The sequence below is a fragment of the Mucilaginibacter straminoryzae genome (assembly GCF_022953055.1).
GTDB lineage: Bacteria > Bacteroidota > Bacteroidia > Sphingobacteriales > Sphingobacteriaceae > Mucilaginibacter > Mucilaginibacter straminoryzae.
The window spans coordinates 144,496-159,731 of record NZ_JALJEJ010000002.1; the positions used below are offsets into that span (position 1 = coordinate 144,496).

Genomic DNA, 15,236 nt, shown 5'->3' on the forward strand with positions numbered 1-15,236 from the left:
AAGCATCGGTTACAGAAGTTAATATCATTTACTGTTAATTGATGTGTTAATTTTTACCCTAAAGTGTTTAAACGACTAACCCTTATTCTCGTATTTACCGTTTCCGTATTGCCTTCTATCGCACAACGGTATTCCCACTACTTTACTAACACCGTATTCGAATCTTTTGAGAACCCGGCCCAGCCTGTTTTTTTGATGGATACCACACGCAGCATGGCTTTCAACCTGCTGATACCAAATTTTACGGTCAATGCTGCGTTACGGGGTAATTCACAATTAACCTTAAAACAGCAAGCATTCCTGGGTGCTACCACGTATAACAATCTCACCATAGGCGAAGGCAGGGGAAACAGAGTATTTTTAAATGCGAATGTGTACTGGGCAATGGCGAAATTCTACCTGGGCGGAAAAGGCAAACAAGAGATAGGCTTTTCTGCACAAATTAAAAGCGAGGGTACTGCTTTTTATACAGACGAAACAGCAGCCTTACCCAATGGAAGCGGCTCTTTTAATAAACAGCAGTATATCAACCTGTTCAATGATAACTTTAAATCTCAAAGCTACCATCAGCTTAGCCTCACTTATCGCAGTACCATAGACTCTTACTGGTCATGGGGAGTTAAGGCAAGCGCACTGTCTGGTGTACTCTACGCCCGTGGCAGGGTAGATCAGTCTTCTGTTACGTTCAGTAACCCCGATAACGCTTCCATTTATATACTTGGGGAGTATCGTACCAATACAGATCCCGGCTCTGTACAAAACGACCAGCTTTACAAGATTTTTAAAAATCCCGGTGCATCATTTGGGTTAAACGCAGCCTATCACAGCGAAACCGGCTATAAGTTTCAATTTAACTTAAAAGATGTAGGCTTCATCCGCTGGAATAATCAATCCAATATATACACCCTTAACGGTACAGCATTCGTTAGAAATATATCCGGGCCAAATGGCGGAAACCGCGCCTATGACGCTATTGATTCACTGGCGCAACGCAACGGCGTAAAAAAGGGCTTTACAACCACTACAGATGGACGCTTTGAAGTGAGTGTTACCCATTCCTATTGGTTAGACTGGGAAAAAGAATACCAGTATAAGCCTGTGGCGATTGTATCTACACCTTTATTTTACAAAGGCATTTCGGCAGCAGTGGTCAATAATTTCCAGTATCATAATCATACCGTCGGCGTTATCACGTCATACGATAATATCGGCCACCTGAACCTGGGCGGACAGTATATGTACAAAGCGCCTAACCTGGAGTTCTTTATCGGTTGCGAACAGCTATACCCGGGTTACAGTATTGCGCTTGCGGCTTTAGGAAGCAATAGTGCGCGAAATAAAACAACGCCTACAGCAGCAGCCGGATTCTTTTTGGGGATGGCATTCAAATTCGGCAAAAACCTGGAGAGCATGCACAATAGTAGCGATATTCCGATGGGGAATTAACAGCGATCAGGAATTTGCCTTCTTACCTGCGATAAACTCTTTAAGGTAATAAGGCTCAAAGTAGGCCACATCCTCAAACAACCCAGCAGCAAACCTATCTGCTGCCAGGTGGGTCATTTGCGCAGCCGAGTTGCTAAATTCGGGTAGCAGCAGCACTTTATTTCTGATGCTTAAAATGTCGGCACATTTTTCGGCGCCATCACCAAAGAGTACCAATTGACGGCCATTAATTTCGTTTTCAAAACTAGCCTCCTCGATAATTTCGGCGGCAACAGGCTTTAGCATTTTCCCGGAAGTATCGAATAGCGCAGTATAAACCTCCATCCTCCGTGCATCTATCATTGGGCATAGCAAAGCATCACTTTTAAACCGGGTTTGAAATTCAGAAATCGCACCACCGGCCATAGCCGCAAGGGTATCTACCGCTATCAGCGGCTTATCCAGCGCAAAACAGATACCTTTAGCTGTTGAAACCCCGATACGCAGCCCGGTATAAGACCCCGGGCCCTTGCTAATGGCAACTGCATCCAGATCATGCAAATCTATGCCTGCGCTTTTACATGCTTCTTCGATAAAAACAGTAATCTTTTCGGCATGTATATTACGCTCGTTCACTTCTGTAAGCGCAATTACCTCGCGGTTATTTGCAATGGCTACAGAACAAACGGTGGTAGCAGTCTCTATTTGGAGTATTAAGCTCATGATTGAATTCAGGGTACAGGATCATGACCGTGCCCTCCCCAAGGGTGGCAGCGGCCAATTCGTTTCAAAGTTAACCATCCGCCTTTAAAAGGACCATATTTTTTTATAGCCTCTGCCCCATATTGCGAGCACGTGGGCGTATAGCGACAAGAAGCACCTAGTATCGGTGAGATTGCCAGCTGATAAATTTTTATCAGCAGCAGAAAGAAACTACCTATTATAGTTTTAATTATTTGCAGCACCTTGCCCATGGCTGATCATGTCTGTAAGCTGCAAAAATACCTTTAACAGTTTTTTTTCTATCGTCTGGTAAGGAAGAATTTCTTTGCCAACGTAACTAAGAGAAAGCACCAAAGTTACTTCAGACTGCCCGAGCGATTGATACAAATACTGCTGCTTGTTGAGGCGATAGGCCTCCTTTATTCGCCTGCGGATCTGGTTACGCTGAACGGCACGCTTAAAACGCTTACGTGCTACAGGGAAAACCACCTGTACCGGATAATCCCCCGGAGGGAGTGCCGTAACCAGGTAGGATACGCGGAAGGGATAACATAAAAAAGAAGAACCCTTGTGAAAAAGCTCATCAAGGAGCTTCTTATTACGCAAACGTTCTTCTTTTTTAAAAGTATACATAGTTGCCCGGTCTACTGAACCTAATTAACTAAATAACCGGTTCAAATCCAGTTACGCAAGCAACCAGAAAATTTATGCTTTATGACGACGCTCGTCAGAAACAGATAATTTCTTTCTGCCTTTTGCTCTTCTTGCTGCTAAAATCCTTCTACCGTTAGCGGTCGCCATACGTTCGCGAAAACCGTGCTTGTTTCTTCTTTTACGCTGAGAAGGCTGAAACGTTCTTTTCATAACTCTATTATTGTATTCGTTGCTTTAAAAAATAAGAGCGCAAATTTATCATTATTTTAATATAATTCAAACACTCTTTAGGATAATATTTTTAGCGAGAAGATTTTGACAGGATATCGCGTATCTCGGTAAGCAAAATCTCCTCTTTAGTAGGTACAGGAGGGGCCGCAGGTGCAGCTTCTTCTTTCTTTTTAAAATGGTTCATTCCCTTAATAATCAGGAATAAAGCAAATGCGACAATGATAAAAGAAATTACCTGCGCTATAAAATTACCATATTTAATGGCCGTACCCGGAATTACCAGCTGGCTTAAATTATTCAGATGCGCGGCTTTTAAAGCCGGGGTAAGAATAGCCGGGGTAATTACATCTTCTACCAGCGAGGTAACAATTTTACCAAACGCACCACCAATAACTACTGCAACGGCCAGGTCAACCACGTTGCCACGCATTGCAAACTCTTTAAACTCTTTAAAAAAGGCCATAGCAATTATAATTTATGCTAATATAAAAGTATCTTGGTTAGATCGCTATTTTTTTAATCCAAGTAAAACATTTATGTAATCTGCTGTTTAAATCCATATACACGCCCAAATTACTATCCGCTTTTATTTTATAGTTAATTGATGTAATTTTGGCCCTTGTCTAATTATGCTGAAACAAAATCTTCAACAGAAACTTTTACAAAAACTTTCTCCGCAACAGATACAATTTATCAAACTGTTACAGGTACCTACTGTATCGCTTGATACCCGTATTAAAGAAGAGCTGGAAGAAAACCCTGCGCTTGAAGATCTCAGCCTGACCAACTTAAATGAACCAGAAGAACAATATCCGGACCGCGACCCTGATGAAGACACCTATAACAGTGACGAGGAAAGCGGCGAGTATGACGAGTTTAACATAGACGAATACTTACAGGAAGATAACGTTAACGACTATGGTTCCAGATATGACCAGAACGGCGACGATGAGGAAGACCGTAAAGAAATTCCGATAGCGATACAAAATTCTTTTTTTGAAAACCTACAGGCCCAGCTTGATCTGCTCCCACTTTCTGACCATGATTTCAGGATCGGACAGCAAATTATCGGCAGCCTGGATGACGATGGTTATTTACGCCGCCCGATTACTTCCCTTACCGACGACCTTGCTTTCTCGCAGAATGTAATGGCCGAAGATGAGGAGGTGGAGGAAATGCTGAAAGTGATCCAGACGTTTGACCCTCCCGGTGTTGGCGCCCGTACCCTGCAGGAATGCTTATTACTACAGCTGCGCAGGAAAGACCAAAGCGACCCGATTATCAAAAAAGCGACGCTGGTAGTTGAAAACTATCTTGAAGAGTTTACCCGTAAACATTACGATAAACTGGAGCGCTCTTTAAATATGAATTCGGAAGAGTTGCGCGCAGTTATTGGTGAGATATTAAAGCTTAACCCCAAGCCGGGCGATGCCAGCAGCGTTACAACCAAACAGCTACAGGTAATTCCAGACTTCCACATTACTAATAATGACGGCAGGCTGATACTTACACTTAATGCTAAAAACGCCCCGGAACTACGCGTAAGCCGCTCATACCAGGAAATGTTTGAGCATTACGATAAGGCTTCACAAAAGGATAAGAAGATGAAAGAGGCCGTGCAGTTTGTAAAGCAAAAGCTGGACTCTGCAAAATGGTTTATCGATGCGATTAAGCAACGCCAGCAAACGCTGCTTAAAACCATGAATGCCATTATGCAGTATCAATACGACTTCTTCCTGACCGGCGATGAGCGTAATCTAAGGCCGATGATCCTGAAAGATATTGCAGACCGTATCGGGATGGATATTTCTACCGTATCACGCGTGGCCAACTCAAAATACGTACAAACCGAACATGGCACCTTCCTGCTAAAATCTTTCTTCTCTGAAGCCATACAAACTGAAAGCGGCGAAGAAGTTTCTAATAAAGAGGTGAAAAAAATCCTGGAAGAATGTATTGGTGGGGAAGACAAACGCCACCCGCTTGCCGATGAGAAGCTAACCGAGATTCTGAAAGAGCGAGGCTATAACATTGCCCGCCGTACGGTAGCCAAATACCGCGAACAAATGAACATCCCGGTAGCCAGGTTAAGAAGAGAAGTCTGATTGGTCATTTTTCACTACTTCATTTAGTCATTAATTTTTTCATTAGTCATTAGCGACATTATCTAATAACTGCTACAAGCAAAGCATGCTGTGTAGTTGCTTAAATGATTGGTTACTACCAATGTTAGTCGATATTCAACAAGAATACTGACTAATGACCAATAAATAGTGACTGACTAAAACGTCCTCATTGGGCAGGTTACTTTATACCTATTGTTGAGCAACAAGCCGATCACTATTTCGTGCGTGCCGTTACTTACTGTACGTAAGGCCGATGTGGTAAAATCGTAGGAGTAACCAACATTAATCAGCGAACTGATATTGATACCGGCAATAGCCGCTACCGCATCATTTCTACGATATGCTGCACCTATCCAAAAACGATCCCGAAAGGCCAGCTTTCCGTTGATATCAAACGTGGTAGGTACCGGGTTAATCACCTTTACCAAAACAGACGGCATAAAGGTGATATCATCTGTCACATACAGCTTTACACCTGCGGTAAAAAAGAAATGGGGCACTGTCTGGCTTTGGTTATAAGCGCCATTGGTGCTGAAATACAGATTTTGCTTAAGCAATTGCTGAGCAGATGCACCTACATAATAATCAGCAGAATACAGCCATACGCCCATGCCCAAGTCGGGTTTTATCTGGCTCACGTTACTGTTTGCAATAGCAGGATCATCTGCAAAATCGCCCAGCTGAATTTTAGACCGATCAAGGCCGATATTATTAATACCTGCTGATACACCTACCGCCAGGTTTAACTTTGGCGCCAGGCCAAGGTGGTACGCATAGGTGGCGTTGATGGTAGTTTGGGTAATTGGCCCTGTCCTATCCCCTACCACCATTAAACCTACGCCATGGTGTGGTTCTGCGGCCATATACTCTTGCGTATAAGAGCGGCTTAGCGGATTGGTGCCGCCTGCTGCTGGCATCGCGGTAGCATCACCATCTATAAACTTAGCACCGATAGGCATATTCGCGGTAAGGTAAGTGGTAACGGGTGCACCATCCAGGCCCGTCCACTGCCTGCGATAGCCTGCTTTCACGTCCAGATAGTTTTCTATACCGCTCACCGCCGGGTTCAACAGGTAGTTATTAAAAACGTATTGGGTGTACTGGGGTTTCTGTTGCGAATACACACTTACCGTTAACAAACATAGCGCAACAAAAATGTAAATTTTTCTCATCTGATAATTGTGATAGTTCCGGCAACTGTTTTACGGCGGTTACCCGGGGTTATGATGTAATAATAAACACCAGCAGGTAAGTTAGCATTTTTATACGTTCCATCCCAGGGAACACTATATCCTGATGAAAAATAAATTTTCTGCCCGTTCCTGTCAAAAACCTCTACAGTAGCTCCGGGGTAGTTATTTAGATACTTAATATCCCAGAAATCATTTACCCCGTCATTATTAGGTGTAAACGTATTAGGAATTTCAGGTGCTTTTAAAACATAAACATTTACCGAAGACATGGCCGTACAACCGTCTGCGGATGTTACCGTAAGCGTGTATTGGGTATCCTCTGTCGGCGTGGCAATAGGCTGTAATACGTCATCCCGGTTTAAACCTACAGATGGTGTCCATTTATATTTCAGATTGTTGCCGCTTGCCGTAGCGTCAAGGGTCGCCGTTTCTAAACCTTCAAGATAATGCTTGTCCGGGCCAGCATTAACCGTTGGCGTAGGATATACTACAATATTCATAGAGCTACTGTAAGTACAACCGGTATTATCTGCCGTAAACAAATAGTTGATATTAGCAGTACCCGCACCTGCATCCGCAGGACTAAACAACCCGGACGCGCTTACCCCCTTGCCAGTAAAGACAGCCGTACCTGAAAACCCGTGGGTATCCGGCGTGATCTGGAACGGCGCGGTCTCGGCACAAACCGGCGCAATAGCAGGCAGATCTGCGTAAGGATTTGCATTAACGACAATATTGGTAACTGGCGTTATACTGAAACAGCTTTGCCCGGAATATACCGCCATTTGTACTGCAAAGGTCTTGGTAAGCGGCGAGTTAAAATAGCCGTAGTTATGGGTATATTTTCCGTCTGCAGGTATCTGCCCTTTGCTGCGGTAAAAAACAGTGGTATCGTTAGGGTGATTGTTATAATCAAACCACCATACCACCTTGGTGATATTACCAAAATCAACCGTAGACTGATCATCAAATATCACATCATTCGCACTACATAAGGTATTCGCATTCTCCACTGCAAACTGTGCCTTCGGAATTGCACCGTTAACGGTAAGCGCCTGCGTTTTTACAGCCTTACAACCGTATTTAGAAGTGACTGTCAGCGTTACGTTATAAACCCCGGCGGCACTATATTTATGTGATGGAGATTGTGTTGTCGACGTATTGTTGGCAGGAGCAGCATTTTGATCGCCGAAATCCCACAAATAGGTAAACGCGCTCTCGGTATGATCCGCAATGGTACTTGTTCCCGTAAATTTGGCAGATGCATCGGCAAGGCAGACGTCGGGTAGAACAAAATCAGGTACCGGAACGGGGTAAACATTAATATTTGTGGAAGTTGTGCTTATACAGCCCGTTTGCGAAGTAACCGTTAATTTAACCGTATAAGGCTGAGCGTTTTGATACGTATGTTTCGGGTTCTGTTCTATAGATGTTTGCCCATCTCCAAAATCCCAGTTCCATCCTGTCAAATTACCATCTCCCGGCGTCGATTTATCTGTAAAGGCAATTTCCTGTCCGGCACAATCTATCGGTGACAGGGTAAACGAAGCTACGGGTAGTTTATTGATATGTACTTTAACAATTGATGATACGCCTGCACAATTGTTCTCATTGATGGTGGTTAACACTACATTATAGTCACCTGGTGCGGCATAAACATGTTTAGGGTTCTGCAAATCAGAACTTGTTCCGTCGCCAAAATCCCAGTGCCAGCTTTTTATCGGCAGTAATGTGGCTACGCTGGTATCCCTAAAAGCGGTGCTATCACCAAAACAAGTAGCGCTGTAAGTAAAACCGGCCTTCGGCGGATCGGCTATATTAAAATCGAATTCTACCTCTTCAGTAGCGCCGCAGTCTGATGCGGTTGGATTAAAAACACTGGCAATAACCGTATAATTACCCTTGGTAAAGGTTTTTGAATTGGTATAAGTATAGGTATACAAGGTTTGGCCGTTCTTTTGGCTCACCTGCGGTGTCAGGTTGGTCTGTACAACCGGGGCCGAGCCATCTTTAAAATCCCAGGAAATATTTGTCGTCTGGTACGGCAACGTTATTTTAAGCAGATAAGTAACAGCCGAACAACCTGCGGTAAGCTGGCTGGTGCCCGAAGGCTCCTGCAGCGAAATGTATTCGTTTAGATTTTTTAGGTCTGTACCTGCCGCGTAGCCATAAGATTCTACATTTCCGAAACCGTAGGCAATGGCGTTAAAACTTTCTGACGAACTGATATTATGCGTACCCGCCGCCACGCTGATCTGCGCATAAGCATAAGCGCTATTGGCAGGCACCGGGGTAAAGGTATTATAAGCAGCGCCATCAAGTTTAAAAGAAGAAACACCCGTAGTTGGTATTACTACGTTGATAAATTGCTTAGTAATGGCATAGTGCGGTGTGGAATAAAGCGTAACGTGATCCAGGCTTTGTTCCAGCGGGTTCAGATAGATCATCTCCGGGTCGCCGGTAGTTTCAGTTATTCTTGTACAATTTGGCCCGTTACCTTGTGATGGTGTGTACTGCACCACCTGCACCGGTTTATCGGCAGATATAGTTTTTGCGGTTGTACCGTCAAACTCATAATATAAGCCGCTGTATTGCGATTTCGGAACAGCCTGTCCGTCTACGGTAATGTTAGTAGTTGAATCTGTCATTACTACCCGGTAAACGTCAAACGCCCTGCTGGCCAGCGGCACAGTGATATAGTTTTTACCCCATGACGAGGTTGGATATACCTGCTGGAAAAGATTATCGGCAGTAATAGCCGTAGTACATGAAATAGAGATTTTACTGCTGCCCGAAAAAACGGCTATCCTCTTACAACCGCTATTGTTAACATTTACGGTTTTAATGTGGGTAGAAGTAAGGTCGTTTGCGGATAAACCCTGGTAAACCTCACCTTTTTGTAACGTAACGGTAAATGTCGTTCCCTTCAAATGCCCTGAAAGCAAATCAGCAGAGGGGGTAATTTCTACCGTAGTATTATCTTCTACCGCAATAATATTAAATACAGAATATGTAGGGCGAGAAGCTGGTTCATTAGAACGCTGCGTATAATTGATAGACTGGTAGTCTTTACCCAGGGTACTCACCGGCAGTAATAACGTAGCCCCTGATACTGCTTGCGCATAAATATGCGCATAAACGGCAATGGCTTTATCCGAGGTAATGTGGATACCTTTTAAGAATTGCCCTTCGGTTCCGCCGAGATAAGCCGTTGACGGAATCGCTACCTCTGTAACGCTATTCGCTTGTACCGTAAATGTTTGCGAATAATTGATTCCCGGAATTTCAACCACCCCGGATGTGTTCACATCAGAAGTAATATATAACGCCATCTGGCTGGGTTGGTTGCCGGTAACACCGGCGACATGGATCATGTAAGCCGTCCAAAACTCTGTACCCTTATTGGTAGTACTTTGTGCTGACGCTTTATTGAGGTTGAATAAACAAACTAAAAAAATAGCAAAACCGGCACAAAGCTTCACTGTGAGTTGTCTTAATTAGGGGTGAATAATAATAACAATAGCTTGTGCCAATATAGCTATATTATTACTATAAAAGAAAATATCACTGCGGTTTTGCCAGCCCTTGCAGGGCTGCGTTGGCTTGCTTCAGCTTTTGCATCAAATCGCGGTTTTCTTTGCGAAGGTGGTAGATTTCCATCGCATTCTGGATATACATTTTCAGCTCTTCATTCTGCCAGGGCTTTACCAGGTATTTATAAACCTGGCCGCGATTAATAGCATCCATTACGGCATTGATATCTGCAAATCCGGTAAGTAATATTCTGATGGTATCTGGGTAAACGGGTAAAATACTCTCTAAAAATTCGATACCTGTTACGGTAGGCATACGCTGGTCTGTAATAATTACGCCGATCTCGTTGTTATCGAGTATTTTACGGCCTTCGCGCGCAGATTGCGCGGTAAAAATTGTGAAATCGCGCCTGAAAGCAGCCTTAAAGCTGTTTAAATTGTTAATTTCGTCGTCAACGTACAGTACGCCGTATTGCATAAGTTCATCTTAATTAAGCACTTAACCCAACTACGATTTTTACGCAACAGGGTTAATTAGGTTCTTTAAATTTACGTTTTTAACTGCGATTAATTGTCTTCGGGATGAAAAAACTGTTTTTAGTGTTAATGCTGCTATCTTTTGCGGTGCAACTGCGGGCGGCAGACACGCTAACGGTACGCGAAAATGATGCAATCCTGATCAGCAAGAAGTTTTACGAAGAACTGGAAGACCCCAAGGCGTTATTGCAGGCCAGGGAAATTATCAATAACCCACGTTTTCATCAACCGGATGACGAACTGCCAGAGATAAAATACGACGAGGCCGCCATTTGGCTGAAGGTTAAGATACGAAATAAGACGGCGCAACCTTTTATTCCTATTACCATCAGCGGCAGTGTTATTGATGAATTTGACCTCTATTTCGTCGGGACCAGTAAGCGTTTGCTCCATCTAAAATCGTCTAACCCAAAATTCAATTCCAACCAGCTTCAATCTAACCTTACCAATATCAATTTTGCACTACTACCAGATTCTACCCGCACCATCTACCTGCGTATCAAGAGTAGTGCAAACACGGTCATTCCCGTTCAGGTGCATAGCGCTACTTACTTCCTTCAATCTATCAGCACTCAAAACTTAATTCTCGGCGCTTTTATCGGTATGGTGCTCGTGATGGCGGCTTATCACCTGCTGCTTTTCTTCACGGTGAAAGATATCAGCTACTTCTATTACACCTTATATATTATTTCGCTTGCGTTAACGCAAATTCTTTTAAGGGGGGTCGGCACCAATTTATTTCAAAATAATCAGCAGCTTTTGAATGATATTGTCCAGCCCATCACACGGATGATGCTTGGCATCACCATCATTCTTTTTGTATATGAATTTCTACAGATCAAGAATCGTGGAAAAACCCTTCAGGTATATTTCAAGGGTATGTTCATTTTCTATTGCCTGCCTTTGTTATTTGTAATCACCGGCTTGCCGCATATTGCCTATAACATCATTTCAGTAAGCGCACTGATGGTCTCCGTTTCACTACTGGTTATCGGTGGCTCGCTTTACTTTAAGGGTTATACCCCTGCGAAATATTTTATGCTTGCGTGGACACTGTTCTTTGTTTCCATTATTGTTACTGTGCTGCGCAACCAGGGCCTGGTTCCTTACAACAACTTTACCCTTAATATTGTGCTCTATAGTTCAGCCATTGAATTTGTGCTGTTCTCTGTCGCCCTGGCAGACCGCATCAATTTCTACAGACAACAACATAACCAGGCACAATCGGCGGCGCTGGCTATTGCACTTGAAAACGAACGGCTGATCACCGAACAAAACCTGATACTCGAAAGAAAAGTAAACGAACGCACCGTAGAGCTAATAGAAAGTAACAAAACCCTGCAGGTGAGCCTGGAAAACCTTCAGGCCACCCAGTCACAACTGATCGCGACGGAAAAGATGGCATCCCTGGGGCAACTTACAGCCGGGATAGCCCATGAAATTAACAACCCCATTAATTTTGTAAGCGCCAACGTACAGCCGCTGCGACTTGATTTCCTGGAAGTGTTTGACCTGATAGAAAAATACATTGCATTTGAGCACGAACCTGATAATGGCGCACTGAAAGATGAGGTAAACCGTTATCGCCAGCAGATCGATGTTGATTATATCAAACAAGAGATCCTCACGCTTTTAGAAGGCATTGAAGAAGGCGCTTTGCGTACCAAAGAAATTGTGGACAGCCTGCGGACGTTCAGCCGCACAGACGAGCAATCTTTAAAAGCAGCAGATATTAATAAGGCTATTTTAAGCACATTAGTTATCCTGCGCAGTGCTATCCCCGCCTATATATCCATACAGCCGGTACTGGATAAACTGCCATTGATCAATTGCTACCCCGGTAAGATTAGCCAGGTATTCATTAACCTTATCTCAAATAGCATTGATGCCATCAAGGCAAAAGATACGCATGAGAACGAGTTTATCCTGATCACGACATCGGATTATGAAAAAGAAATAGAGATCCGAATAAAAGATACCGGAACCGGCATATCCCCCGAGGCTAAGCACCGCATTTTTGACCCCTTTTACACCACTAAAGAAGTTGGTGAAGGAACAGGCCTTGGCCTTTCCATTGTATTTGGTATCATAGAAAAGCACCAGGGACATATAGAAGTGGAATCGGAGCCCGGCGTAGGAACTACAATAACGGTCAGGCTACCCAAAAACCTTAATTAATTTAGGGTGCCCGCCCTTTTCTCAAATGGAGACTTTGCGGGTTAGCAACCGCCAGACACGATCAGAAAAGCCGCTTAAGCTTTATCCTTAATTATCTGACAGCAATTTATCCGGGTTGGGCACAAAATTCAGGAACGATTCGAAATTCTCGAGATATTCCTCTTTGTTTAACCGGTAATAAAACGCGCCTTTTTTTGAGGTTTGCTTATCCTTTTCGGGTAGCTTAATCAGCAACCCGGTAGAAAGCACCTTGCGGCTGAAGTTGCGGTCGTCAAACTCGGTCTGATAGATTCCCTCATATAATGCCTGCAGTTGGGGAATAGTAAATCGGTCTGGCAGCAGGTTGAACAGTATGGGATGAAGGGCTGCCTTGTAGCGCAATTGCTTTTTGGCCAGGCGTACCATTTCATTATGGTCAAAGATCAGCGAAGGCGCTTCATTCAGCAGGAACCACTCGGCATGAGCATCATCATTCAACTGGTTTTCATACCGGTGAATATCTATCAAAGCAAAATAAGCGATAGAGATGGTACGCTCTACCGGGTCGCGGTTTGGGTCACCGAAAACCTGCAACTGCTCCAGGTAAACATCTTTCAACCCGGTACGAAGCTCGAGCACCCTATTGGCGGCATCATTTGGGGTTTCATCGGCTTCAATGAAACCTCCCATTAAACTCCATTTTCCTTTATTGGGCTCAAAAGAGCGCTTTACTAATAACAGCTTAATATGCTGCCCGTCGAAACCGAATACGATACAATCGACAGCAATTAAAACTCTTTTCTGGCCGGTATACTTTTGCATAGCTTATTGTGCTATGCAATTATATAATAAATTGTCATTAAAACAATAAATCCTTAACACACAACGTCAGCTCTTGATGATATAAGTCTTCATAACCGGTTTAATCAATAGTGTGTTTGCGCATTTGATCTGCCAGGTATTCTTATCCTGCACATATAATATAATCCGGAGATTACTTCCGCGCATATCATCTGGTATGGTTAACTGCACGGAACCACTTCGCTCCCCTTTTACGGTTTTAAACACCCTTACCACATTAACATGGCTGATGGTTGTTCCTTTATTTTCGCCGGCGGCTACCCTGCTGACCGCACGTTCCTGAACAAGGGCAACGTTTATCAACTCTTTATCACTGAAGTTTTCTAACTGGTAATTAACGTTCAACTCGCGGTTTTTGAATGATGCCGAGCAAGCGATGGAATTATCCGGCACCCTGCGGATGTTCGCATTGATCAAGTTATGCAGCGTGCCAGACTGCGAACCAATCAGTTCTTTCTGCCCGTTAACAATAGCCTGGGGAGTGTAAATACTGGCCCCAAATAACTGCCCATAGCGCTGCTGCCGCTGGGTAAAGGCCGAATTACTGAACGGGTCTTTCCAGCCCAGGTTATCCCAATAGTCCACATGAAAGCTAAGCAGGTATAACGTTTTGCCGGCGTATTCAAGATTAAGCTTCACCAGAACGTCATCCGCAGGTGGACAGCTTGAGCAACCTTCAGAAGTAAAAAGCTCTACCACTGCAAAGCCGGTCATCGGGACTTGGCCTACAGACCTTACAGGCAGCAATGCCATTAATAGCATCAATGGAATACATAGAACAAGGCAGCTGTTTTTCATAACTTAAATATAAATCCCGCTTGAATGACTTTATTGAATTATCATCCAAGCAGACCGTTTCGTTCAAAATATTTCTGCAGCGTATCTGGTGCCGTCATTAAAAAGGTTTGGATACCCAATTGCTGTGCCGAGGCAATATGTTGCGGACTATCGTCAATAAATAATGTTTCCGATGCCTCAAGGCCATTCTCTTCCAACACACGTTTAAATAAAGCATGCTCTGGTTTACGCAGGCCGGTAAAATGAGAATAGTAAACCTTCTCGAAAAGGTGATCGTTACCCTCAAAATCAAACTCGCGCTTCAGGTAATCCATAATGTAGTTGTAATGGATCTCGTTAATGTTACTCAACAGGAAGGTACGGTAATGCTCCTTTACGCGCAGCAAAAGATCATGGTTACCTTCGGCAATACCTATTAGAATGCTGTTCCAGGCTTTATCAATCTGCTCATCCGTCAAGTCGGGGTTGCCTGCCCTTTCCCGGATACGTGCCCTGAACTCAGCTGCGGTGATCTGCCCTCTTTCCAGCAGATCAAAAATTGGGTCTTGCTGCAGATGACCGTAGAAAGCATCGACATCGTTGATGCCGATATCTTTCAGTGCCTGCTGAACGCGTTTAAAATCTATGGCGAAGATTACATTGCCATAATCGAAAATGATATTCTTAATAGCGGTTGACATAATACGAAGATGCCTTTCCTTCAGCGGTAGTGCAAACGAAATATTTTTTAATTCCTACAAAAAATATTTACCGCAAAACAGCGCTCAAACATTGCATTAGCCGCTTATTCTGAAAAGTTGTTTGATTATGTATGGTATGGGCACTTCGCAGGGCAACATGTAGCATAAAATGTCCGTTATATAGTTATTTGTCCCCATTTAGATACATCCCCTTTGGCAACTGTATCTATTTCTATCCATTTCTTCACACAAGCTAATATTCTGCCAAAAGTTAATTTTTTTAAAATAATTTCTTGATTATTAAAATAATTAATCTAC

Annotated in this window: 14 protein-coding genes; 3 read left to right on the plus strand and 11 right to left on the minus strand. The window is 43.5% G+C overall.

Features of this window, described 5'->3' with window-relative positions:
* Positions 1 to 63: 63 nt before the first annotated feature.
* Entirely contained in the window at positions 64 to 1,446 is a 1,383-nt protein-coding gene (locus MUY27_RS04360; RefSeq protein ID WP_245128764.1) for a DUF5723 family protein, read from the plus strand.
* A 6-nt stretch (positions 1,447 to 1,452) separates the two neighbouring features.
* Here the strand turns inward: MUY27_RS04360 and tsaB are convergent, their stop codons facing one another.
* From tsaB to mscL, 5 genes are all read right to left on the minus strand, one after another.
* Positions 1,453 to 2,148: a tRNA (adenosine(37)-N6)-threonylcarbamoyltransferase complex dimerization subunit type 1 TsaB gene (gene tsaB / locus MUY27_RS04365; RefSeq protein WP_245128765.1), complete on the minus strand. Its 696-nt coding sequence runs from the start codon at positions 2,146 to 2,148 to the stop codon at positions 1,453 to 1,455.
* A gap of 8 nt (positions 2,149 to 2,156) precedes the next feature.
* On the minus strand, positions 2,157 to 2,399 hold the full coding sequence (gene yidD / locus MUY27_RS04370) for a membrane protein insertion efficiency factor YidD (protein ID WP_245128766.1): 243 nt from the start codon (positions 2,397 to 2,399) through the stop codon (positions 2,157 to 2,159).
* On the minus strand, positions 2,374 to 2,781 hold the full coding sequence (locus MUY27_RS04375) for a ribonuclease P protein component (RefSeq protein ID WP_245128767.1): 408 nt from the start codon (positions 2,779 to 2,781) through the stop codon (positions 2,374 to 2,376). The genes yidD and MUY27_RS04375 overlap by 26 nt, the downstream gene beginning before the upstream one ends.
* Before the next feature lie 72 nt (positions 2,782 to 2,853).
* Positions 2,854 to 3,012 carry a 50S ribosomal protein L34 gene (rpmH, locus tag MUY27_RS04380; protein WP_245128768.1) on the minus strand — a complete coding sequence of 53 codons (159 nt, stop codon included), beginning with the start codon at positions 3,010 to 3,012 and terminating at the stop codon, positions 2,854 to 2,856.
* 91 nt (positions 3,013 to 3,103) lie between these two features.
* On the minus strand, positions 3,104 to 3,496 hold the full coding sequence (mscL, locus tag MUY27_RS04385) for a large-conductance mechanosensitive channel protein MscL (RefSeq protein WP_245128769.1): 393 nt from the start codon (positions 3,494 to 3,496) through the stop codon (positions 3,104 to 3,106).
* 166 nt (positions 3,497 to 3,662) lie between these two features.
* Between mscL and rpoN the strand changes: the two genes are divergently transcribed.
* Complete coding sequence (gene rpoN / locus MUY27_RS04390; RefSeq protein WP_245128770.1) at positions 3,663 to 5,138, plus strand: RNA polymerase factor sigma-54; 1,476 nt, start codon at positions 3,663 to 3,665, stop codon at positions 5,136 to 5,138.
* A 176-nt stretch (positions 5,139 to 5,314) separates the two neighbouring features.
* Here rpoN and MUY27_RS04395 read toward each other — a convergent pair whose 3' ends face one another.
* The 3 genes from MUY27_RS04395 to MUY27_RS04405 all read right to left on the minus strand — a co-directional run bounded on the left by MUY27_RS04395 (position 5,315) and on the right by MUY27_RS04405 (position 10,363).
* Positions 5,315 to 6,331 carry a PorP/SprF family type IX secretion system membrane protein gene (locus MUY27_RS04395; RefSeq protein WP_245128771.1) on the minus strand — a complete coding sequence of 339 codons (1,017 nt, stop codon included), beginning with the start codon at positions 6,329 to 6,331 and terminating at the stop codon, positions 5,315 to 5,317.
* A complete protein-coding gene (locus MUY27_RS04400; protein WP_245128772.1) occupies positions 6,328 to 9,834 on the minus strand; it encodes a PKD domain-containing protein in 3,507 nt (1,168 codons plus the stop codon). Before MUY27_RS04400 ends, MUY27_RS04395 begins: the two co-directional genes overlap by 4 nt.
* 82 nt (positions 9,835 to 9,916) lie before the next feature.
* Positions 9,917 to 10,363 (minus strand): response regulator, encoded by a 447-nt coding sequence (locus MUY27_RS04405; RefSeq protein ID WP_245128773.1) that lies wholly within the window; start codon positions 10,361 to 10,363, stop codon positions 9,917 to 9,919.
* 104 nt (positions 10,364 to 10,467) lie between these two features.
* Between MUY27_RS04405 and MUY27_RS04410 the strand changes: the two genes are divergently transcribed.
* Positions 10,468 to 12,600, plus strand: coding sequence for a sensor histidine kinase (locus tag MUY27_RS04410; RefSeq protein ID WP_245128774.1), 2,133 nt, complete (start codon positions 10,468 to 10,470; stop codon positions 12,598 to 12,600).
* A gap of 87 nt (positions 12,601 to 12,687) precedes the next feature.
* Here MUY27_RS04410 and MUY27_RS04415 read toward each other — a convergent pair whose 3' ends face one another.
* The 3 genes from MUY27_RS04415 to MUY27_RS04425 form a co-directional block, all read right to left on the minus strand.
* Complete coding sequence (locus MUY27_RS04415; protein ID WP_245128775.1) at positions 12,688 to 13,401, minus strand: NUDIX hydrolase; 714 nt, start codon at positions 13,399 to 13,401, stop codon at positions 12,688 to 12,690.
* A gap of 66 nt (positions 13,402 to 13,467) precedes the next feature.
* Positions 13,468 to 14,238, minus strand: a complete 771-nt coding sequence (locus tag MUY27_RS04420; protein WP_245128776.1) for a DUF1223 domain-containing protein — start codon at positions 14,236 to 14,238, stop codon at positions 13,468 to 13,470.
* A 41-nt stretch (positions 14,239 to 14,279) separates the two neighbouring features.
* Complete coding sequence (locus MUY27_RS04425; RefSeq protein ID WP_245128777.1) at positions 14,280 to 14,918, minus strand: HAD family hydrolase; 639 nt, start codon at positions 14,916 to 14,918, stop codon at positions 14,280 to 14,282.
* Positions 14,919 to 15,236 lie beyond the last annotated feature (318 nt).